This window comes from Vreelandella mediterranea, assembly GCF_970647075.1.
Genome location: NZ_OZ310198.1, coordinates 2,683,141 through 2,702,970, shown reverse-complemented (window position 1 = coordinate 2,702,970; position 19,830 = coordinate 2,683,141). Strand labels below are relative to the sequence as shown.

Below are 19,830 nucleotides of genomic sequence, written 5' to 3'. Positions count from 1 at the left end.
AACGCTACTCCAGCGGAAAGCGCGTGTCGCGCAGGCTCTCCTTGATCTTTTTAAGGTGCGGTAGAAAATCCTCGCCCCGGCGAAGCGTGACGCCGGTGGCCAGCGCATCGATCAGGGTGAGCTGGATGACCCGCGAGGTCATCGGCATGTAGTGGTCGGTGTCCTCCGGGGTGGCGACGTCCAGGGTGGCCGTACACTCCCGGGCCAAAGGCGAGTCCGGCGCGGTAATGCCTAGCACCACCGCCCCCGCCGCTCGGGCGATTTGGGCGATATCGACGAGCTCCCGAGTGCGGCCGGTGTAGGAGATGATCACCACGACATCCCCGGTATGGCAGGCCGCAGCCACCATGCGCTGCATCAGGACATCGATGTAGGCCATGACCGGCAGGTTGAAGCGAAAGAACTTGTGCTGGGCATCCTGGGCCACCGCACCGGACGCGCCCAAACCAAAAAAGTGAATGTGCTTGGCCTGGGTGAGGTAGTCGACCATGCGCTCGACTGCGGCCATGTCGACCTGGCGCTCGGCGTCTTTTAGCGCCGCAATCGTGGCGCCGAAGATTTTCGGGGTGTACTGGGTGGCGTTGTCGCCAGGCTCGACGGCGCGGGTTACGTAGGGCGTGCCGCCGGCCAGACTCTGAGCCAGCTTGATCTTGAAATCCGGATACCCCTTGGCGCCAAAGTTGCGGCAAAACCGGTTGACGGTAGGTTCACTGACGCCTGCCCCCTGGGCAAGGCTTGCGATGCTTAGGCTCGTGGCCGCGGCCGGGTCGTTCAAAATGACATTGGCTACCTTGTGCTCTGAGCGGTTTAAGTCGTTGAGCCGTTCGCGCAAGCGGTCAAGGAGGTCGTGGGCCATTGGGTTTCCTGGGCGTTCGTCGTGGGGGAGTGGGCGCCCCACCGAGTACAAAAGTCGTAAAATTCATCGGCGGGCAAAGGCTGAGAGTAATAATACCCCTGCGCCGCTTCACAACCAATGGAGCGCAGGTAATCCGCCTGGGCTTTCGTCTCGATTCCCTCGGCCACGACGTCGCAGCCTACCGCGTGGGCCAGCCGGGTAATCGCCAGCGCCAGGTGGCGGTCGACCTCCATGTCCTCAAGATCCATCACGAAGGCGCGGTCGATCTTTAACGTCGAGAAGGGCAGCGTCTTGATGTAGGCAAGCGAAGAGTGGCCGGTGCCGAAATCGTCGATGGCGACGGCGATGTTGTTCTCGGAGAGCTTGGCAAGCTGCGCGCGCGCATTGTGCATATCGCTCAAAAGGCCGGACTCGGTCACTTCCAAAGCGAAAAAGCGCATGGGAACGTTAAACGCGGCCAGGGTGCTTAAAAGCGTCTCGGCAAAGTCGCGTCGGCCGAGCTGGCGAGCGGCGACGTTGACCGCGATATGAAAGTTATCATCCAAAAGCCCTTGTTCGCGCCAGGCCACGATGTGGCGCAGCGCCTCTTCGATGACCCACTCGCCGATAGTGAGAATATCGCCGCTGGCTTCGGCCAGCGGAATGAACTCCGCCGGTGATATACGGCCAAGCGAAGGATGATCCCAGCGCAGCAGCGCCTCGGCGCCGATCACCTGGTTGGTCGAAAGCGACAGCTTGGGCTGAAAGGCCAGGCTCATTTCCCCGCGCTGGGTGGCGCCGCGAATCGACTGCTGTAAGTGCAGGCGGTGGCGCTGTAGCGTTTCGAGCTCTTCGTTGTAGCTCTGCACGCGCACGGGGCCGTTTTTCTGCGGCAAGGCAAGGGCGGCCATGTGCACCAGGCGCTCCGGGTCGAAGGTGCCTTCCGCACTGCTGATGCCGATACGCACGGCCAGCGGCAGCAGTAAATCGCCCAGCGTCTGGTCCTGGTTGAAGCACTCCAAAAGCTGTACCGCCTGGCCGATCAACTGATCGATACTGGTTTCCGCAAGCACGACCAAAAGCTCGCTACCACCCCACATGCCTAGCTTGGCAGTGTCGCCTAGCTGCCCGTAGAGTTGTTGGCTTACGTGTAGCATGAGTTTGTCGGCAATCGCGTAGCCGTGAAAGCGCACCACCTCGTCGAGCTGGTCGATGGCGATAAACAAAAGCCCGGTCGGCGTGTTTTCCTTCGCCGCCATACGCAGCATCTGGGTCATCGCCCGGCGGTTGGGCAGCTTGGTGATGGTATCCGTGCGCGCCTGGTGGTCGAGCGCCTGATGCTGCTGCGCCGTTAGCCGTTCCAGGGTTTCGGCTTGCTGAGTGCGCAGCTGGTAGCGGTGTTCGACCTCCAACACGTTGTGGACGCGCTGCATGACGTCGTCGTGCTTGAAGGGTTTGGTGATGAAATCGCGCACGCCCATGGACTGGGCGCGACGCCGGGTTTCATCGTCGATTTGTGCCGTTAAAACGATGATGGGAAAGGCGTGGTCACCGAACGCGGCGTTGAGCGCCTCCATGACCGCATAGCCGTCCATATGCGGCATGCGGATATCGAGCAGCATCAGATCCGGGCGCTGTCTTTGGCAGTAGCTCACCACCTCACGCGGGTCGCTCATGCCATGGGTGTTGTCAAATCCGTGATCATCCAAAAGATCGAGTAACAGCTCGACATTGGCAGTATTGTCATCGACCACTAACAGATGTTTGCGGGCTAGCTTCATGGATCACTTCCAGGCGCAACGTGGAGAAACTCTTTGAGCATGCTCGAAAGTTTCTCGATATTGATAGGTTTGGTCAGGTAGTCGTTAAAGCCCGCCGCCAGGCCTTTTTCGATATCCCGCGGCAGCGCATTGGCCGACAGAGCGACCACCGTCATGGCCTCGAGTCCTGGTGTTTGGCGCAGGGCTTTAAGGGCCTGATAACCGTTCATGCCTGGCAGGTGGATATCCATTAGCACCAGGTCCGGGACCGCGTGGCGCAGGATATCCAGCGCAAGCTCGGCGCTGGCAACGGTTTGCAGCTCGATTTCTTCGAAATCGTCGATAATGTCCTGCATCAGCTGCTGATTCGTAGGGTTGTCCTCGACATAGAGCACTTGAAAACGCCGCTTACCGCTTTGCGGACGTAGCAGGCCGGGCGCGGACGTGTCCGTTTTGGCCACGCCGTGTTCGGTTAGTGGTAGCGTGAACCAGAACGTCGAGCCTTTACCCGCCACGCTGCTGACACCGATATGTCCCTGCATGTGTGTAACGAGCTCCCGGGTGATGGCAAGCCCGATACCGGTACCCTCGATGGTGGTGTGTTCGGCCTCCAAGCGGTTGAAGGGCTGAAAGAGCTCGTGCTGGCGGGCATCGTCGATGCCTATGCCGGTGTCGATCACGCTGATCTTTAACGTGTCTTGCTGGGGTGTCACGACGATCTCGATCAGTCCGTTGTCGCAGTTGTACTTGATCGCGTTGGAAATCAGGTTCAAAAGCACCTGCTTGGTGCGGGTGTAGTCCGCCATGACGTTCAAGCCGGGATTCACCCTGGCGCGCTTGAGCGTGATGCCCGCCGCTTCGATATTGGCCTCGAGGGTGGCGCAGGCGTCGTCGAGCACGTTGGCGACCAGGATCGGCTCGAGGGACAGCGCCAGATGCCCCGCCTCGATTTTGGCAAGATCGAGCACCTCGTTGATCAGGCTCAAAAGGTGCTGACCGCTGGTTTCGATTTGGCCGACCTGACGCTGCTGTTTTTCGCTGAGGGGGTCGCGGCGCCCCTTGCTCATCAGTTGGGCAAAACCGATGATGGCATTGAGCGGCGTACGCAGTTCGTGGCTCATCGACGAGAGGAATTCGCTTTTCGCCTGGTTGGCCTTTTCGGCCTGGTCCCGGGCGATCGCCAAATCGCAGGTGACCTGTTCGCGCTCGGCCATTTGCCGGTACAGATTGATCAGCAGCGCACAGGTATCGGTAAACGGCTGAAGCCAATCGAGCAGCGCCTGGTTGAGCGGCTGTTTGCTGTTGGCAATGGCGTACATGCCGATAAGACGTTCGCCGCTGTAAATGGGCACACCGAGGTAGTTGTCCAGACGCGGGTGCCCGGGTGGAAAGCCGCCGCGCGTGCCATGGTCATGCACGTCGTCGGTCATCACGACCTCACCGTGAGCAAATACCCGGCCAAGGAGCGAGCTTGGATCGGTCAGCGTCATGTCACCACTGCGCAGGCGAGACATCAGCTCCTGGGAAGAGGTGCTCCAAAAAAGATCGGTAATGGCGTGAATCTTGAGGGCATTGGTAGTATCGGTTGGCAAGACCTCGCCGATCAGAGCGTAGTCGCTGTCGGTGAGCTCGCGCAGCGCCTCTGAAAGAAACGTCCAGAGCTGCTCGCCGGACATCAGCGCCTGGTAGTCGGTAATACCCTGATGCAGTACCTTCAAAAGGCCCTGCTCCTTTACGATCCGTCTGTTGGCTTCGTAAATGGTGGTCAGATCGGTCAGCACGCCCAAAAATTCGACCACCTTGCCCTGGTTGTCGTGAATGGCATTGACCGCCAGGTGTACCGGCACCCGGTGGCCCTGGCGGTGCATCGCCTCGACTTCGCGCCCTCGGCCGATCACCTTGGGGGCCCCACCGGCCAGATACCGCGAGATGAACAGATCGTGTTCGCTGGCAATGTGGGGCGGGGTCAAAACGGCGATGTTCTTGTTCAAAAGCTCGTGCGCTTCGTAGCCCAAAAGGCTCAGCGCGAAGGGGTTGATCGCGATGATGGCGCCTTCGCGATCAATGCGAATCTTGGCGGTGGCGCTTTTACTGAACAGGGCTTCGAAGCGCCGCGCGGTGCGCGTAAGCTCGGCCCTTAGCTTGTGCTGGCGGAAAATCTCTTCGACCTGGCCTGCCATGTTGGCCAAAAGCCGCTGTTCGCGCTCGGTAAAGTGGCGTGGCGTTTTGTCGATCAGGCAAAGCGTACCGATTACCTGGTTGTCGACCGGACGCAGCGGGTAGCCCGCGTAAAAGCGAATGTGCGGGGGCCCTAAAACCAGCGGATTGTCGGCAAAGCGCGGGTCCTTGAAGGTGTCTTCGACAACCAAAACGTCGTTTTTGTAAACGGCATGGGCGCAAAACGAAAACTCCTTGGGGGTTTCGCTGACGTCCAATCCGGTATGCGACTTGAACCACTGGCGTTTTTCATCGACCAGTGAAATCAGTGCAACGGGCACTTCGAAGATATCGCAAGCAAGCTCGGTCAAACGTTCCAGCGTTTCGTCGGGAAGCGTGTCCAGCACCTCCAGGCTGTGCAAGGCCGCTAGGCGCTGGGGTTCGTTGTCGGGTATATCGGCGGCTTGCATATGTCGTCCATAAAATTGAGCCAATTCATTGTTTATCGGACGTTTGGGCCCGGGCTTTAATAATCCGGCACTGAGCGAGGCGTTTTACAGGTCAAATTGGGTAAATCGCGCGGCCGGGTTCTAGTGGGCAAACGATTGAGCGATACTGAACGTCTTGAGTGTTAATGATTCAATGCGAGGTGCCCATGCAAGGTGGCATGTCTTCCCAAGCGCTAACACTGGTGACGCTCTCAGCAGTCGACGGCGTTGCGCCCGCGCAGTGGGATGCGCTGGTAAGCCCGGAGCAGCCCTTTTTACGCCATGCGTTTTTGCGCGCGCTGGAGCAAAGCGGCTCGGTAAGTGAGGCCACCGGCTGGCAGCCACGCCATTTAAGCGTGTGGCAGGGTGAGCGGTTGGTCGCGGCGCTGCCGATGTATCTAAAAAGCCATTCCAACGGCGAGTACGTCTTCGACTGGGGCTGGGCCGAGGCCCTCGAGCGCGCCGGCGGCGACTACTATCCCAAGGCGTTAAGCGCCATTCCGTTCACGCCGGTGCCGGGCCAGCGCACGCTCCTTGCAGATGATATCGACCCGCAAAGCGCCTACGCGCTGCTGGCCAAGGGGTGGCGGCGCCAGTGCGATGAGTTGGGCCTTTCGAGCTGGCACCTGCTGTTTGCCAACGACCAGGAGGTGGCTGCCTGGCAGGCGCAAAGCCCTGATCTGATTACCCGCCAGGGCGTGCAGTTTCAGTGGCACGATCGAGGCTTCGAGGATTTCGACGGCTTTTTGGCGAGCCTGACCGCCAAGCGGCGAAAGACGATCAAGCGCGAGCGGCGTCTGGTGGCCGAGCAGGGGATTACGCTGCGCCGTCTGGAAGGCGACGAGATCGACGAGGCCGCCATGGCGCACTTTTTTCAGTGCTATACGATCACCTACCACGAGCGCGGCCGCCCGCCGTACTTGAACGCGGCATTTTTTGACGCGCTGCGCCGGGACATGCCGGCCTCACTGGTGCTGGTTCAGGCGCTGGTGGAAGGCCGACCTGTGGCCGCCGCGCTCTATTTTCGCGGTGCCACCACGCTTTACGGGCGCTACTGGGGCAGTGAGGTGGTCGCCGACTGCCTGCACTTTGAGGCCTGCTACTACCAGGGCATCGAATACTGCCTCGCGCGGGGGCTGACGCTTTTCGACCCCGGCACCCAGGGCGAGCACAAGCTGGTGCGCGGGTTCGCCCCCACCCCCACGCAGTCGCTTCACTATGTGGCGCATCCCGGCCTTGCCGCCGGGGTGGCCGAGTTCTGCGCCCAGGAAGGGCAGCACGTAAAGGCGTACCGGGCAGCCGCGTTAGAAGCGCTACCGTTTAAAACCGAAGGCTAAAGACACGGCTCGCCGCTTCGCCCGCTAAATGGCATAATGCGCGCCGTTCACGCCTGCCCCAAAGGCACTTGATTACAGGAACTTCAGATGCATCGATGGCTGGTCGTCGCCTTGCTGGGCGTTCTAGGTTTTTTACAGTATCAGCTATGGCTGGGTAACGGCGGCTGGCAGGATTTGCAGCGCGTCGAGGCGCGCGTGACAGTCCAGGAAGCGGCGAATGCGCCCATGCGCGAGCGCAACGCGCGCCTGGCCGCCGAGGTCACCGACCTTAAAACCGGTTTGGATGCGATCGAAGAGCGCGCGCGCAGCGATATGGGCATGGTGCGAAGCGACGAGCAGTTTTTCTGGGTGCCAGGGGTTGCGATCCAAAACGAATTGATTGGCCTGAACGCGGCACTGGTCACCCAGCCAAACCTTGCGCCCGCGGCGAACGCCCCGGACACCGACAATGAGTAAGGCGTTGTGGCTGGTGGTCCCCGCGGCGGGGCAGGGGCGGCGCATGGGCAGCGCCACCCCCAAACAGTATCTGCCGATTGCGGCGCGCCCGGTGCTGGCGCATACCCTCGAGCGTCTTTACCGCGCCTTTCCCGAAGCGCGCCTGGTGCTCTGCCTGGACCCGGCGGATCGCTGGTTCGACCCGGCCTGGGTGCCGTTTGCCCAGTGGCAGCGGGTCGAGGGCGGTGATGAGCGCATGGACAGCGTGCAAAACGCGCTCGATGCCATGGCCGCCGCCCCGGACGACATCGTCATGGTGCACGACGTGGCGCGCCCCTGCGTGACATCCCGGGATCTGCACGCGCTTTACCAGGCGGCGCTGGAGCACCCGGGCGGGGCGCTTCTGGCCATGCCCGTGGCGGATACCATGAAGCGTGAAGGCGGGCCTGGTTTGAGCGCGACAACCGAGCCCCGCGACGGGCTTTGGCACGCGCTGACGCCCCAAGGCTTTCGCTTCGCGCTTTTAAAGCGTGCCCTCGACCAGGCCGTCGAGAACGGCGTAATGGTGACCGACGAGGCCTCGGCCGTCGAGGCGCTGGGCCAAGCACCGCGGCTGGTCAGTGCGCGGCGCGACAACCTGAAAATCACCCACCCTGACGACCTTGCCCTGGCGGCGGCCATTTTGGCGCTACAGGCAGGCAACAGCGAAGAGTAGTCTCGATGCGTATTGGCCATGGATTTGACGTACACCGCTTCGGCCCCGGCGACCATCTAATGGTCGGCGGGGTCAAGCTCGCTTTCGAACAAGGTTTCGTCGCCCACTCCGACGGCGACGTGCTGCTCCACGCGATCAGCGATGCCCTGCTGGGCGCCTGCGCGCTGGGCGATATCGGCCGCCACTTCCCCGACACCGACGCCGCCTGGCAAGGCGCGGACAGCCGCGAGCTGCTGCGCCACGTAATGGCGCTGGTGCGGGAGGCGGGCTTCGTGGTCAACAACCTGGACGCCACGATCATGGCTCAGGCGCCTAAAATGGCGCCGCATATCGACGCCATGCGCCGTGTGATTGCCGAGGATATCGGGGCTGATATGGGCCTGGTCAACGTCAAGGCCACCACCACCGAGCGCCTCGGCTTTACCGGCCGTGGCGAAGGCATCGCCGCCGAGGCGGTCGTGCTGCTAAAGCCGGCGGCCAACTAATGGGGGCACTGCCCGTTTGGCCGCGGGTGCTCGACGCCCGCTTTGGGCCCCGCGCGCCGGGAAGCTACCGCGCCTCGCCGGAGGATTTTTGGGTCGACGAGCAGCTCGACTTCACCCCGGAAGGCAGCGGTGAGCACCTGTGGCTGCGTATCGAAAAGCGCAACCAGACCACCCTCGACGTGGTGAACGCGCTAAGCCGGCTCTGCGAGGTGAGTCCCCGCGTCGTGGGCTACTCGGGTATGAAGGACCGGTCCGCGGTCACGCGCCAGTGGCTCAGCGTACAACTGCCGGGGGCGAGCGCACCGCCGACCCTCGATTCCGCGCTCGAGGCGCTGGGTATCAAGGTGATCGAGCAGGGGCGCCACCCAAGAAAGCTCAAGCGGGGCGTTCACCGCACTAATCGCTTTCGCCTGCGGGTAAGCGGTGAGGCAATCAACACGGATACGTTCCTGCCTCGCTGGGAGGCGCTCTGCCGTGAGGGGGTGGCCAACTACTTCGGCCCCCAGCGCTTTGGTAATGAGGGGCGCAACCTGCAAAAAGCGGCGGCCATTTTGCAAAAAGGCTGGCGCAAGCGCGACGACCGCCAGGGAATGCTGCTTTCCACCGCGCGTAGCTTTCTATTCAATGAAGTGCTAGGCGCGCGGATCGCGGACGGCCGCTGGAGAACCCCGCTTTTAGGCGATACCTTGATGCTCGACGGCACGCAAAGCGTGTTTAATGCCCAGGCCGAGGACGAGGGGCTCGAGGCGCGGGCCGACGCCCTCGACCTGCACCCGACCGGCCCGCTTTGGGGCACCGGCGAGCCGACAACCGGCGAGGCACTGGCCTACGAGCAGGCGCTTTACGCCTCCCACCCGGCGCTTTGCGATGGCCTGGTCAAGGCGGGCGTGAAAAAAAGCCACCGGGCGCTGCGCGTCCGCGTTATCGAGCCCCGGCTTACCTGGCAGAGCGCGGCCGCGGTGCTCGAATTTTCGCTGCCCAGGGGAAGCTTTGCCACCTCACTTCTCGGCGAGCTGATCGATCATCCGGACTTTTGAACCAGGCTTTACGCCCAGACAACGCCCCAGGAGAGGCCCATGCGACGACTGCTGCTATCCAATGACGACGGTGTGTATGCGCCGGGTTTGCGCGCGCTGCACGACGGGCTGGTGAGTCATGCCCACCTGCGCGTAGTCGCGCCGGACCGGGACCGCAGCGGGGCGAGCAACTCGCTGACGCTTTCGCGCCCGCTGTCGCTCACCGCACTTGATAACGGCTTTTACAGTGTCGACGGCACGCCCGCCGACTGCGTGTATCTGGGCGTCAACGGCGTGTGGGACGAGCGCCCGGACCTGGTCATTGCCGGTATCAACCACGGCAGCAACCTGGGCGACGACGTGCTCTACTCCGGCACGGTGGCCGCGGCCATGGAGGGGCGCAACCTGGGTATGACCGCGATGGCGGTGTCGCTTTGCGGTGGGCGCCACTTCGAGACCGCGGCGCGCATGGCGGCTACGCTGGTGGGCGCCGCTGGCGCGCTTTCGCTGCCACCGCGCACGCTTTTGAACGTCAACGTGCCGGATCTACCCTGGGAGGAGATACAGGGCGTCAAGGTGACCCGGCTTGGCTATCGGGGGCCGGCGGAAAAAGCGCTGCCGGTCCAGGACCCAAGAGGGCGCACGCGGTACTGGATCGCTCCGGTCGCGGCCAATGCTGACGACGGCGAGGATACCGATTTTGCCGCGATCAACGCAGGCTTTGTCTCGATTACGCCGCTCCAGACCGATTTAACGCGCCACCCCGCCCGCGCGGACGTGCAAGCCTGGCTGGACGCTTTTGACTGAGCTCTCGTCAGGAGAGCGCCGTGGGCGGGGCATGACGTCCCAGCGCACGCGTAATCGTATGGTCGAACGTCTGGTGGGCCAGGGCATTACGAATACCCGGGTGCTCGAGGTGATGGCCCGCGAGCCACGCCATTTGTTCGTCGACGAAGCGCTTGCCCATCGCGCCTACGAAGACACGGCGCTGCCGATTGGCTGCGGGCAAACGCTCTCGCAGCCGTTTACCGTGGCGCGGATGACCGAACTGGTGCTAAAGGCCAGGCCGCAGCGCGTGCTGGAGGTGGGAACCGGGTCCGGGTATCAGGCGCTCATTCTGGCGCGGCTGGTGCCCTCGCTCTACTCCGTCGAGCGTATAGCGACGCTTGCCGGCCGCGCCGCCAAGCGGCTCGAATATCTGGATGCCCGCGTCCAGTTGGCCCTGGCCGACGGCGGCGAAGGCTGGCCGCAAAAAGGGCCTTTCGACGTAATTTTATTGACCGCCTGCGCGCAGACGCTCCCGGAACCCTTGTTGGAGCAGCTAACCCGCGACGGCGTACTGATTGCCCCGCTGGAGGCGCCGGACGGCAGCCAGTGGTTAACGCAGGTCAAGCGTATCGGCGGCGCGTTCGAGAAACGAAGACTCGAGCCGGTACGGTTCGTCCCTTTATTGCAAGGAGTGGTGGATTGAAGCATCGACGCTTGGGCGTATTTTTCAAAGGCGCGGGTATGGGCGCCGCCGACGCGGTCCCCGGTGTCTCCGGTGGTACCATAGCCTTCATTACCGGTATCTATGAAGAGCTGATCCATACCATCCGGCAGTTCGGCCCCAGCGCTTGGGGGGCCTGGCGTCGGGGTGGTTGGCGCGGGCTTTTTGCCCACCTCAACCTGGGGTTTTTAATACCGCTACTGGCGGGCGTCGCGGTGAGTTTGGTCAGCGTAGCGCATCTGGCGCTTTGGCTGATGCAGGCGCATCCGCTCTTGCTCGACGGTTTCTTTTTTGGTTTGGTGGCCGCCTCGGCGCTGGTGGTCGGCCGCGCCACCGGACGCTGGCGGCTTATCTATATACTGCCGCTTTTGGCCGGCTTTTTGCTCGCTCGCGGGCTGCCGGCGCTGATGCCGCTGATTTTACTGCTGGGTAACGAGGCGCTGATCGTGATGACCGCCGGTGCCATCGCCATCAGTGCGATGCTGCTGCCCGGGGTCTCGGGGAGCTTTCTGTTACTCACCATGGGGCTTTATGGCACCATCATGGGGGCTATCAAAAGTCTTGATATGAGTATTATCATGCTGTTTGGCGTGGGATGCCTTGTCGGCTTGATGCTTTTTTCACGGTTTTTAGGCTGGCTTTTAAAGCGCTATCACGCGGGCACCATGCAGCTATTGCTTGGCTTCATCGTCGGCTCGCTACCGGTGCTATGGCCCTGGCGCGAACTACTGAGCTACCAACAGGGGCCAGAAGGGCAGATGATTCCACTGGCCCACCGCTACTTACTGCCAAGCGAGTACGCCGCGTTGACCGGTGCTTCCGCCCAGGTGGTGGGCGTGGTCGCATTGATGCTCGTTGGGGCGCTTCTGGTAGTATTACTCAATCGGCGTGCAGCTCAAAGGCCACGCAGTTCGACATAAAGCGCGCGGCGTTGAAAAGGAGTAGGGTTTGCATGCGTAAGGTTTTGACACTGTCTTTGTTAGCGCTGGCCGTTAGCGGCTGCGCTAACCAGCAGCCACACACCCCGCAGGTACGGGACTTGAGCGAAGCGAGGCGCGCCGTGGAAGACTCGCCTCAATACACCGTTGCCCCGGGCGATACGCTTTACGGTATCGCCTGGCAGCACGACCTGGACTACCGCGAGCTGGCGGCGCTCAATGATATCGACGCGCCTTATCAGATCCATCCGGGCCAGACCATTGCGCTGCGCCAGGGGGCGGGAAGCGCTCCGGCGCGTAATCAGGCCTCCCATCAAGGCGGTGACATTCAAGTGTCGCGGCAAAGCGGCGCGGTCGCCACGGGCTTGAACTCGACGACCGTGGCAGCTAGTAATCAGGCCGCCAGCCAAAGCGACAACCAGCAGATGGACTGGCTCTTGCCGGATGAAAGCGCGATCGAGCGTAATCAGCGCATCAACGCCGAGCGGGGCGAAAGCGAGACGCCGGATACCCCGAACGCCAGCGAGCCCGAAACGGCACAGGACGCCCAGCAAAGCGAGTCGCCCCAGGCGGACGAGCGCCCCCCGGAGCCCGAACAGGAACCCGAGCCGACGCCGGAGCCCGAGCCGGAACCCGAACCCGCCGCCGAGCCAGAGCCCGAACCGGCGCCCGCCGCTTCCGCGCCGGATCGCTCCTCGCGAAGCTTCACCCCGGTCGACGATGTCAACTGGCGCTGGCCCACCGATGGGCAGGTGAGCGGAAACTTCGGTGAAGGCGGTACGATTACCGCCGGGATTGATATCACCGGACAAAAGGGGCAACCTGTAAGAGCTGCCGGTCCTGGCATCGTGGTATACGCCGGTAGCGGTGTGCGGGGTTACGGCAACCTCATACTGCTCAAACACAACGATCAGTATCTCAGCGCCTATGCTCATAACGACAGTTTGAGCGTCAGCGAAAACGATGTGGTCGAAGCGGGAGAAGTCATTGCCACGATGGGCGATAGCGATACCGACAGCGTCAAACTCCATTTTGAGGTGCGCCGCGATGGCCAGCCCCAAAACCCCTTGGAATTTTTACCATCGCGCTAACGCGTTCTCTCTAAACGGCTTGGTAAGGGCGCTTGGCGCCATTGGAAGAACCCGGATAGCTTGATAAGAGCGTCATATAACAATAACGGTGCACGCGCACACTGAAGTGCGGCCACCCATACTTTTCTACATGGCGGTTAGGCAAGACAACGGGGGTAAGACCATGAGTATGCTGGAGAAGGACCTACAGGAGGTTGACCTGGAGACGGTGGAAGAAGCGTTGGACGACGCTGAAGACACCGCCACCGAAGAGGAAAACGCCTTCGAAAAAGCGCTGGGTCGCGAGGATCGTCAAGCGACCCAAAGCCTGGACGCTACGCAAATTTATCTCAACGAGATCGGTTTTTCGCCGCTGTTGACGCCAGAAGAAGAGGTCTATTACGGCCGTTTGGCGCGCAAGGGTGACCCGCTTGGGCGCTCGCGAATGATCGAATCGAACCTGCGCCTGGTCGTAAAAATCGCCCGGCGCTACCTCAACCGTGGCCTGACGCTGTTGGATTTGATCGAAGAAGGCAATCTGGGGCTGATCCGGGCCGTCGAAAAGTTCGACCCCGAGCGCGGTTTTCGTTTTTCGACCTACGCGACCTGGTGGATTCGCCAAACGATCGAACGGGCGCTGATGAACCAGACCCGTACCATTCGTTTGCCCATTCACGTGGTCAAGGAACTCAATATCTACCTGCGCGCCGCGCGGGAACTCACTCAAAAGCTCGACCACGAGGCAACGGCGGAAGAGATCGCCGAGCACCTGGATAAACCGGTCGAAACCGTCAAGAAGATGCTGGGGCTCAACGAGCGCGTCTCCTCCGTGGATTACCCCATGGGTGGGGAAAGTGACAAGCCCTTGATCGATACCCTGGCCGATGACGATGTCTCCGGCCCGGAATCGCTTCTGGTGGATGGTGACGTGCGCGAGCACGTGGATCACTGGCTCGACGAGCTGAGTGAAAAGCAGCGTGAAGTCGTGGTTCGCCGCTTTGGCCTGCGCGGACACGAATCGGCGACCCTCGAGGAAGTCGGCGCTGAAATCGGCCTGACCCGGGAACGGGTTCGTCAGATACAGGTGGAAGCCTTAAAGAAGCTTCGCCGCGCGCTGGAGAAACAGGGCCTTTCTCTCGACGCTATTTTCGAGAGCTAATACCTCCAGCGAGCCTTAAAAAAGGCAAGACCTAACGCACCGGATTAACTATCCGGTGCGTTAATGTTAGTGGGCTACCCATTCGGGCGCCTTCAATATCCGATTTCATGAACGACCGTCGTCAGGCGCCGCGAGGCGTTTGTAAGTGAGAACCGTTAAAATGCGCCCGCTAGCGGCCCATATCGATTTAGACGCGCTGCGTCATAACTATCAGCTAGCCGCGGGCTGCGCGCCCCAAAGCCAGTCCGTTGCGGTCATCAAGGCCAACGCCTACGGCCACGGCGCCCTTGCCTGCGCCCGCGCACTGGCCCCCCAGGCGCCGGCCTTCGCGGTGGCCTGTATCGAAGAGGCCATCACCCTGCGCGAGGGAGGCATACAAGGGCCCATCGTGCTGCTCGAAGGCTTTTTCAGCGCCGACGAATTGGCCCTGGTGGATACCCTTGGCCTATGGGTCAGCGTGCACAGCGACTGGCAGGTCGAGGCGCTTTTAGCCTGCACGCCCGAAAAACCGATCCCCGTGTGGGTGAAGGTGGATTCGGGGATGCATCGGCTGGGCTTTGACCCACAGCGCGTGGAGGATGTCTGGCACCGCTTGAGCACCGCGCCTCAGGTGGGCGCGCTTCATCTGATGAGCCACTTCGCCACGGCGGACGCCGGCGAGCGTGGCTATTTCGACCAGCAAATGACGACGGTCAAAGCGCTCGGTGAAACCCTCGGCGCTCCGCTTTGCCTGGCGAACTCTCCCGCAACGCTTGCCCACCGTGACGCCCACGGCGCCTGGAACCGGCCTGGTGTGATGCTTTACGGCAGCAATCCACTCGATGTGGATAACGCCATCACCCGCGCGCTTCGCCCGGTCATGAGCCTGCGCTCAGAAATCATCGCCCTGCGCAGTGTCGAAAAAGGCGAGCCGGTGGGTTACGGGGGGCGCTGGTTAGCGCCGCGGCGCTCGCGCATCGCTGTGGTGGCCGCAGGCTACGGTGATGGCTATGACCGCCACGCCAGTGACGGCACGCCGGTACTCGTCAACGGCCAGCGCTGCCCCATCGCCGGGCGGGTGTCGATGGATATGCTCACGGTCGATGTGAGTGATATCGACGCCGGGATTGGCAGCGAGGTGGTGCTTTGGGGCCAAAGTGCCCACGGCGCGTTGCTGTGCGTCGATGAAGTGGCCCGCCACTGCGATACGATCAGCTATACGCTGTTGACCGGGGTCTTGCCTCGCGTGCCGCGCATTTACAGCGGCGCGCTCACTTAACGGTTACTGGTATGTCTAAAAAAACGTTTCCCCGCTCTTTCGCGCATCCGCGCTACTGGCCCACTTGGGTCGCCATTGGCGCGATGTATCTCGTCGCTTGGCTGCCCTGGCGGCTTAAGCTTTGGATCGGCAAGATGATCGGTCTGCTCGCCTGGGCGCTGATCAAACGCCGGCGCCACATTACCGCCACCAATATCGCGCTCTGCTTTCCCGAGAAAAGCCCGGAGGCCCAGCGACAGCTGGTCAAGGAGACCTTCATCGCCAACGGGATCGGGCTGGTGGAAACCGCCACCGGGTGGTGTCGCAGCGCGCAGGGCTTCAGGCACCGGGTCGCCTATAACGGCGAGGAGCACCTGGCCCGGGCGAAGGCACAGGGCAAGGGCGTACTGGTGGTCGGCATTCACTTTTCGACGCTGGATTTGGGCGGGGCGCTGCACTCGCTCTTCTTCCCGGCGGACGTGGTGTACCGGCCGCACAACAACCCGCTGTTCGAGCGTTTCATGACCCGCGCCCGTTCGCGCATTTTCGGCCAGGCTATCGACCGGCACGACCTGCGCGGGGTGGTGCGCCGCATCAAGGCGGGGCATATCGTGTGGTACTCGCCGGATCAGGATTTCGGCCGCGATGTCAGCGTCTTCGCGCCGCTATTCGGTCAACAGGCGGCGACCATCCGCTTGACCTCCAAGATCGCCCGTATGACCGGCGCGCCGGTGGTGCCATTGATGTTCCATAGAAACCCGGACAACCGCACCTATACCATCGAGTGCCTGCCCGCCTTCGAGAACTTCCCGAGCAAGGACGAGGTAGAGGATGCCACCCGGGTCAACCAGTTCATCGAACGGGCGATTCGCAAGCACCCGGAGCAGTATCTGTGGCTGCACCGGCGCTTCAAAACGCGCCCGGAAGGAGAGGAAAAGGTTTACTAGCCGAGGATCGATACAAAGCTATGCGCTCAGTGGGAGGAGGATCGTGTAACCCGTAGCGGGGGTCTTTCGCCAGGGAAGGCGAAAGTAGCTTACAGGGAAGTATTCACAGCGCCCCCGCGTAGGGTTGCGCGAGCCTCCGGGCCCGGAGCCGCCATCAAAAAAAGCCGACGCGCGGGCATCGGCTTTTTCGTCTTCGATCGCCAAAGGCTAATCGATATTGCGCGAGTAGAAGATCTCCAGCATCTCCTTGCGCAGGCGGTTTTCGATTTCCCGCGCTTCCTCAAAAGTGATGTCCCGGCGCGAGGTGCCGAACAGGTAGTTATCCAGTTCGAAATCCTTGAGCAGCATCTTGGTATGGAACATGTTGTCCTGATACACGTTCACATCCATCATCTGATACGCCTGCTTGGTATCCTCGGCCAGGTAGTCCTGAATCGAGGTGATGGCGTGATCGATGAAGAGCTTTTTGCCGTCCACATCCCGGGTGAAACCGCGTACCCGGTAGTCGATGGTGACGATATCGGAATCGAAGCTGTGGATCAGGTAGTTCAGCGCCTTGAGCGGGCTGATGTGGCCACAGGTGGAGACGTCGATATCCAGCCGGAAGGTGCTGATGCCGTTATCCGGGTGGGATTCCGGGTAGCTATGCACCGTAACGTGGCTTTTATCCAAATGGCCGACCACGGTTTCCGGTAGCGGCCCCGGGCCCGGCTTGGTCTGCGCGGGTAGCGGCTCGTCCAACTCGTGCTCGGCGATCAGCACCGTCACGCTCGCGCCGTGGGGCTCGTAATCCTGACGTGCGATATTGAGCACGTGAGCACCAATGATATTGGTCACATCCTTGAGAATCTGCGTCAAACGCTCGGCGTTATAAAGCTCGTCGATATAATCGATATACTCGCCGCGCTGCTCTTCGGTCTTGGCGTAGCAGATATCGTAAATGTTGAAGCTTAACGAGCTGGTGAGGTTGTTAAACCCGTGGAGTCGGAGATTATCAGGCAATTCCGCGCCTCCTGGTAGCAGTGAAAACACCCCGACGAGCCAGCGCCGGAACCGGATCCGTACATGTTCCTGATTTTACGTTGCCCGGGGACCGGGCGGGCGTATTATGCCCGCCCGGTCCCCGAGTTGCATCCAGCGACGCGATTTTAATCCGCCGCGGCGTCCTGAATTTCGAAGGAGTGGGTCACGTCGACCCCGCCCTTGACCAGCATGATCGAGGCGCTGCAGTACTTCTCGGCGGAAAGCTCGACGGCGCGCTGGACCTGCTTCTCTTTGAGCGCCCGCCCGGTCACCACGAAATGAACGTGGATGCGGGTGAATACCGAGGGCACCTCGTCAGCGCGCTCGGCGTCGATCTCCGCCACGCAGTCCGTCACGTCTGCCCGGGCCTTGTCGAGAATGTTGAGCACGTCAAAGGCGGTGCAACTACCCATGCCCATCAGCAGCATTTCCATGGGGCGGGGGCCGGTATCGCGCCCGCCGTGATCCGGCGGGCCATCGATCACAACGCTATGGCCACTGCCCGATTCCGCCACGAACTGGCGGCCGTCTGTCCACTTCACCCGTGCTTTCACGCGGCTCTCCTTGCTAACGATTCGTACGTGGCGCGCAGCATAACACGCCTTTGCGCCAACCGGCGCTATCCCTCTACCGGCCAGCCGCCTTCGCCAATGGCGCTCAGTGCGGCGGTATCCGGGTTGTAGAGGTACACCCAGGCGTCGCCAAAGCGAGTGGCAAGCGTGACGCGCTGATACTCGCCGTCAAAGGGCGCTTGTGGGCGGTGATCTTCCAGTACATCCAGCGCCGCTAAGGTCGCTTGATCGACGCGGTAAATCTCCAGCGCGACCCCTTTGGAGTCACGGCGTTTGGCGCCGGGGTAGGGGCCGACGTCGTAGAGCGTAAGGAGCGCGCTCCGGTCATCGCCCAAAAACTCGGCGCCCTCCAGCACGTGGGCGTTGTTGAGGCCTTTTTTCAGCGTGCCGTAAACCGCGACCAGCGGCGTCAGGGCAATATCATCGGCAAGGCTCACGGGGCCTCCTGTCAAAAGGGTAAATCAGTTTAGCGCGCTGCCAAATGGCGTTCGAGCACGCCAAGCCGCGCCGGCGTGCCCACGTCGACCCAGTGGCCGGCAAAGTGCTCGGCGCTGACCAGGCCCTTGGCTATCGCCGCTTTAAAAAGTGGCGCCAGGGCGAAGGCGCCGGCGCTGCAGTTTTCAAACAGCGCCGGGTGGAGAACGCCGATGCCCGAATAGGTGAGCGCGGGTGTGGCCATCCGGGCCAGGCCTTCGATGATGGCGAAGTCGCCCTCCGGGTGCTGTGGCGGGTTATCCACTAACACCAGGTGGGCCAGCTTGCCCGGGGCAAGGGTGGGCGTGGGCAGCCAGTCGCACCAGACATCGCCGTTGACCAGCAAAAAGGGCGCCTCGCCTAAAAGCGGTAGCGCGTTGAAAATGCCACCGCCGGTCTCCAAAGGCGTTGGCTCGACGCTATAGCGAATCGAAAGCCCGAAGCGCTCGCCATCGCCCAGCGCCTCGATGATCTGATCGGCGCGGTAGCTTACGTTGATGACGACCTCGTCGATACCGGCCAAGCGTAGGTGCTCCAGGTGGTGCTCGATCAGCGCCTTGCCGCCTACCGGCAAAAGCGGCTTGGGGCAGGTGTCGGTCAGCGGGCGCATACGCGTGCCAATCCCGGCGGCCAGAATCATCGCCTTCATGAAGTCTCACCCAGCTTTGCGGTGATCGCGGGGCGCAGGGTGTCACGCAGCCAGGTGGTGAACGCGGCGTGCTGGCCAAGTGCTGCCAGGCTGTCCTCGAGGTGGTTCAAAAAGTGCGGCAAACGGGCCAGGTACCCGGTTTTGGCGTCGCGCAGGGTCAGGCGGCAGAAAATCCCCAGCACCTTGAGCGAACGCTGGGCGGCCATGGCGCGGCACTGGGTCAAAAACGTGGTTTCATCGACTTTCGAGCAGAGGCGCCCGTCCCGGCGTGCCTGCGTGTAGAAGTGCCTGACCAGGGCGTCGAATTCGGCGGGCTCGAAGCGCCAGTAGCGCCCGCAAAGAATCGAGATGACGTCATAGCTGATGGGGCCGGCCACCGCGTCCTGAAAATCGATCATGTAGAGCTTTCCGGCGTGGGGCATGAGGTTCATGGCATCGAAATCCCGGTGTACACTCACCACCGGCTGCGCCAGCGCCTGGGCGATCAGGTCGTCGTTCAGCGCGGCCAGGCTTTCCGGCGCCTCGAGGCCAAGCCACTGGGTTAAACACCAGGTGGGGAACAGCTCGAGTTCGCGGCGTAGTAGCGAGGCATCGTACGGCGCCAGAGCGTCAGGGCTGGCGGCGTTTTGCAGCCGACCGATCAGCTCGAGCGCTTCACCGGCGCGCGCGCGGGCGCTGGCGGCATCGGTAAATGCCGCCTGAAGCGGGGTATCGCCCAGGTCTTCGAGCAGCATGAAACCGGCGTCAAGATCGGCGTGGTAGATGGCGGGCACGGGAAGGTTCGCCGCGTGCCATTGCCGGCCGATGGCGACGAACGGCGCCGAGTCCTCTTGCTCGGGCGGGGCGTCCATGACAATTTGTGTTTCGCCTGAGGGTAGTATCAGGCGAAAATAGCGGCGAAAACTCGCATCCCCCCCGGCCGGGGCGAGGGTGAGAGCGGACGGCGCGAGACCGTTTTTTTCAGCGACCCATCGGGTGAGGGCGTCGATCCTGGAAGTGGGCATGCAAGCTCCTTGCTGGTCGGACATCTAGCGAGCTGTATAA

The 19,830-nt window shown here is 62.0% G+C and carries 20 protein-coding genes; 12 read left to right on the top strand and 8 right to left on the bottom strand.

Going from position 1 to position 19,830, the window contains the following annotated elements; genetic code table 11:
* Positions 1-4: 4 nt before the first annotated feature.
* From hexR to ACWFVE_RS12415, 3 genes are read right to left on the bottom strand one after another with little or no spacing between them, the layout of a single operon-like run.
* A complete protein-coding gene (gene hexR, locus ACWFVE_RS12425; RefSeq protein WP_447529581.1) occupies positions 5-856 on the bottom strand; it encodes a transcriptional regulator HexR in 852 nt (283 codons plus the stop codon).
* Positions 808-2,616, bottom strand: coding sequence for a GGDEF/EAL domain-containing response regulator (locus ACWFVE_RS12420; protein WP_447529580.1), 1,809 nt, complete (start codon positions 2,614-2,616; stop codon positions 808-810). Before ACWFVE_RS12420 ends, hexR begins: the two co-directional genes overlap by 49 nt.
* A complete protein-coding gene (locus ACWFVE_RS12415; protein ID WP_447529579.1) occupies positions 2,613-5,222 on the bottom strand; it encodes a GAF domain-containing protein in 2,610 nt (869 codons plus the stop codon). Before ACWFVE_RS12415 ends, ACWFVE_RS12420 begins: the two co-directional genes overlap by 4 nt.
* Positions 5,223-5,419: 197 nt before the next feature.
* On the opposite strand from ACWFVE_RS12415, the gene ACWFVE_RS12410 reads away from it, so the two are divergent.
* From ACWFVE_RS12410 to lpxL, 12 genes are all read left to right on the top strand, one after another.
* The gene (locus tag ACWFVE_RS12410; protein WP_447530538.1) at positions 5,420-6,577 is read left to right on the top strand and encodes a GNAT family N-acetyltransferase; all 1,158 of its coding nucleotides are present in this window, start codon (positions 5,420-5,422) and stop codon (positions 6,575-6,577) included.
* 87 nt (positions 6,578-6,664) lie between these two features.
* Positions 6,665-7,033, top strand: coding sequence for a cell division protein FtsB (gene ftsB, locus ACWFVE_RS12405; protein WP_447529578.1), 369 nt, complete (start codon positions 6,665-6,667; stop codon positions 7,031-7,033).
* The gene (gene ispD / locus ACWFVE_RS12400) at positions 7,026-7,727 is read left to right on the top strand and encodes a 2-C-methyl-D-erythritol 4-phosphate cytidylyltransferase (RefSeq protein ID WP_447529577.1); all 702 of its coding nucleotides are present in this window, start codon (positions 7,026-7,028) and stop codon (positions 7,725-7,727) included. Before ftsB ends, ispD begins: the two co-directional genes overlap by 8 nt.
* Before the next feature lie 5 nt (positions 7,728-7,732).
* Positions 7,733-8,212 carry a 2-C-methyl-D-erythritol 2,4-cyclodiphosphate synthase gene (gene ispF / locus ACWFVE_RS12395; RefSeq protein ID WP_447529576.1) on the top strand — a complete coding sequence of 160 codons (480 nt, stop codon included), beginning with the start codon at positions 7,733-7,735 and terminating at the stop codon, positions 8,210-8,212.
* Positions 8,212-9,249, top strand: coding sequence for a tRNA pseudouridine(13) synthase TruD (gene truD / locus ACWFVE_RS12390; RefSeq protein ID WP_447529575.1), 1,038 nt, complete (start codon positions 8,212-8,214; stop codon positions 9,247-9,249). Before ispF ends, truD begins: the two co-directional genes overlap by 1 nt.
* A gap of 39 nt (positions 9,250-9,288) precedes the next feature.
* Positions 9,289-10,035: a 5'/3'-nucleotidase SurE gene (gene surE, locus ACWFVE_RS12385; RefSeq protein WP_447529574.1), complete on the top strand. Its 747-nt coding sequence runs from the start codon at positions 9,289-9,291 to the stop codon at positions 10,033-10,035.
* Between the two features lie 31 nt (positions 10,036-10,066).
* Entirely contained in the window at positions 10,067-10,699 is a 633-nt protein-coding gene (locus tag ACWFVE_RS12380) for a protein-L-isoaspartate(D-aspartate) O-methyltransferase (RefSeq protein WP_447529573.1), read from the top strand.
* On the top strand, positions 10,696-11,637 hold the full coding sequence (locus ACWFVE_RS12375) for a DUF368 domain-containing protein (RefSeq protein ID WP_447529572.1): 942 nt from the start codon (positions 10,696-10,698) through the stop codon (positions 11,635-11,637). The genes ACWFVE_RS12380 and ACWFVE_RS12375 overlap by 4 nt, the downstream gene beginning before the upstream one ends.
* Before the next feature lie 32 nt (positions 11,638-11,669).
* Complete coding sequence (locus ACWFVE_RS12370; protein ID WP_447529571.1) at positions 11,670-12,746, top strand: peptidoglycan DD-metalloendopeptidase family protein; 1,077 nt, start codon at positions 11,670-11,672, stop codon at positions 12,744-12,746.
* Positions 12,747-12,909: 163 nt separating this feature from the next.
* Positions 12,910-13,884 (top strand): RNA polymerase sigma factor RpoS, encoded by a 975-nt coding sequence (rpoS, locus tag ACWFVE_RS12365; protein WP_447529570.1) that lies wholly within the window; start codon positions 12,910-12,912, stop codon positions 13,882-13,884.
* A gap of 160 nt (positions 13,885-14,044) precedes the next feature.
* Positions 14,045-15,142: an alanine racemase gene (gene alr / locus ACWFVE_RS12360; RefSeq protein ID WP_447530537.1), complete on the top strand. Its 1,098-nt coding sequence runs from the start codon at positions 14,045-14,047 to the stop codon at positions 15,140-15,142.
* Positions 15,143-15,153: 11 nt separating this feature from the next.
* Entirely contained in the window at positions 15,154-16,068 is a 915-nt protein-coding gene (gene lpxL / locus ACWFVE_RS12355; protein WP_447529569.1) for an LpxL/LpxP family Kdo(2)-lipid IV(A) lauroyl/palmitoleoyl acyltransferase, read from the top strand.
* A 207-nt stretch (positions 16,069-16,275) separates the two neighbouring features.
* On the opposite strand, the gene speD is transcribed toward lpxL, so the two are convergent.
* The 5 genes from speD to ACWFVE_RS12330 all read right to left on the bottom strand — a co-directional run bounded on the left by speD (position 16,276) and on the right by ACWFVE_RS12330 (position 19,790).
* On the bottom strand, positions 16,276-17,070 hold the full coding sequence (gene speD, locus ACWFVE_RS12350) for an adenosylmethionine decarboxylase (RefSeq protein ID WP_447529568.1): 795 nt from the start codon (positions 17,068-17,070) through the stop codon (positions 16,276-16,278).
* 146 nt (positions 17,071-17,216) lie between these two features.
* Positions 17,217-17,645 carry an OsmC family protein gene (locus ACWFVE_RS12345; protein WP_447529567.1) on the bottom strand — a complete coding sequence of 143 codons (429 nt, stop codon included), beginning with the start codon at positions 17,643-17,645 and terminating at the stop codon, positions 17,217-17,219.
* Positions 17,646-17,710: 65 nt separating this feature from the next.
* Positions 17,711-18,100: a gamma-glutamylcyclotransferase family protein gene (locus tag ACWFVE_RS12340; protein ID WP_447529566.1), complete on the bottom strand. Its 390-nt coding sequence runs from the start codon at positions 18,098-18,100 to the stop codon at positions 17,711-17,713.
* A gap of 29 nt (positions 18,101-18,129) precedes the next feature.
* Positions 18,130-18,786 carry an N-acetylmuramate alpha-1-phosphate uridylyltransferase MurU gene (murU, locus tag ACWFVE_RS12335; RefSeq protein WP_447529565.1) on the bottom strand — a complete coding sequence of 219 codons (657 nt, stop codon included), beginning with the start codon at positions 18,784-18,786 and terminating at the stop codon, positions 18,130-18,132.
* Entirely contained in the window at positions 18,783-19,790 is a 1,008-nt protein-coding gene (locus ACWFVE_RS12330; protein WP_447529564.1) for an aminoglycoside phosphotransferase family protein, read from the bottom strand. Before ACWFVE_RS12330 ends, murU begins: the two co-directional genes overlap by 4 nt.
* Positions 19,791-19,830 lie beyond the last annotated feature (40 nt).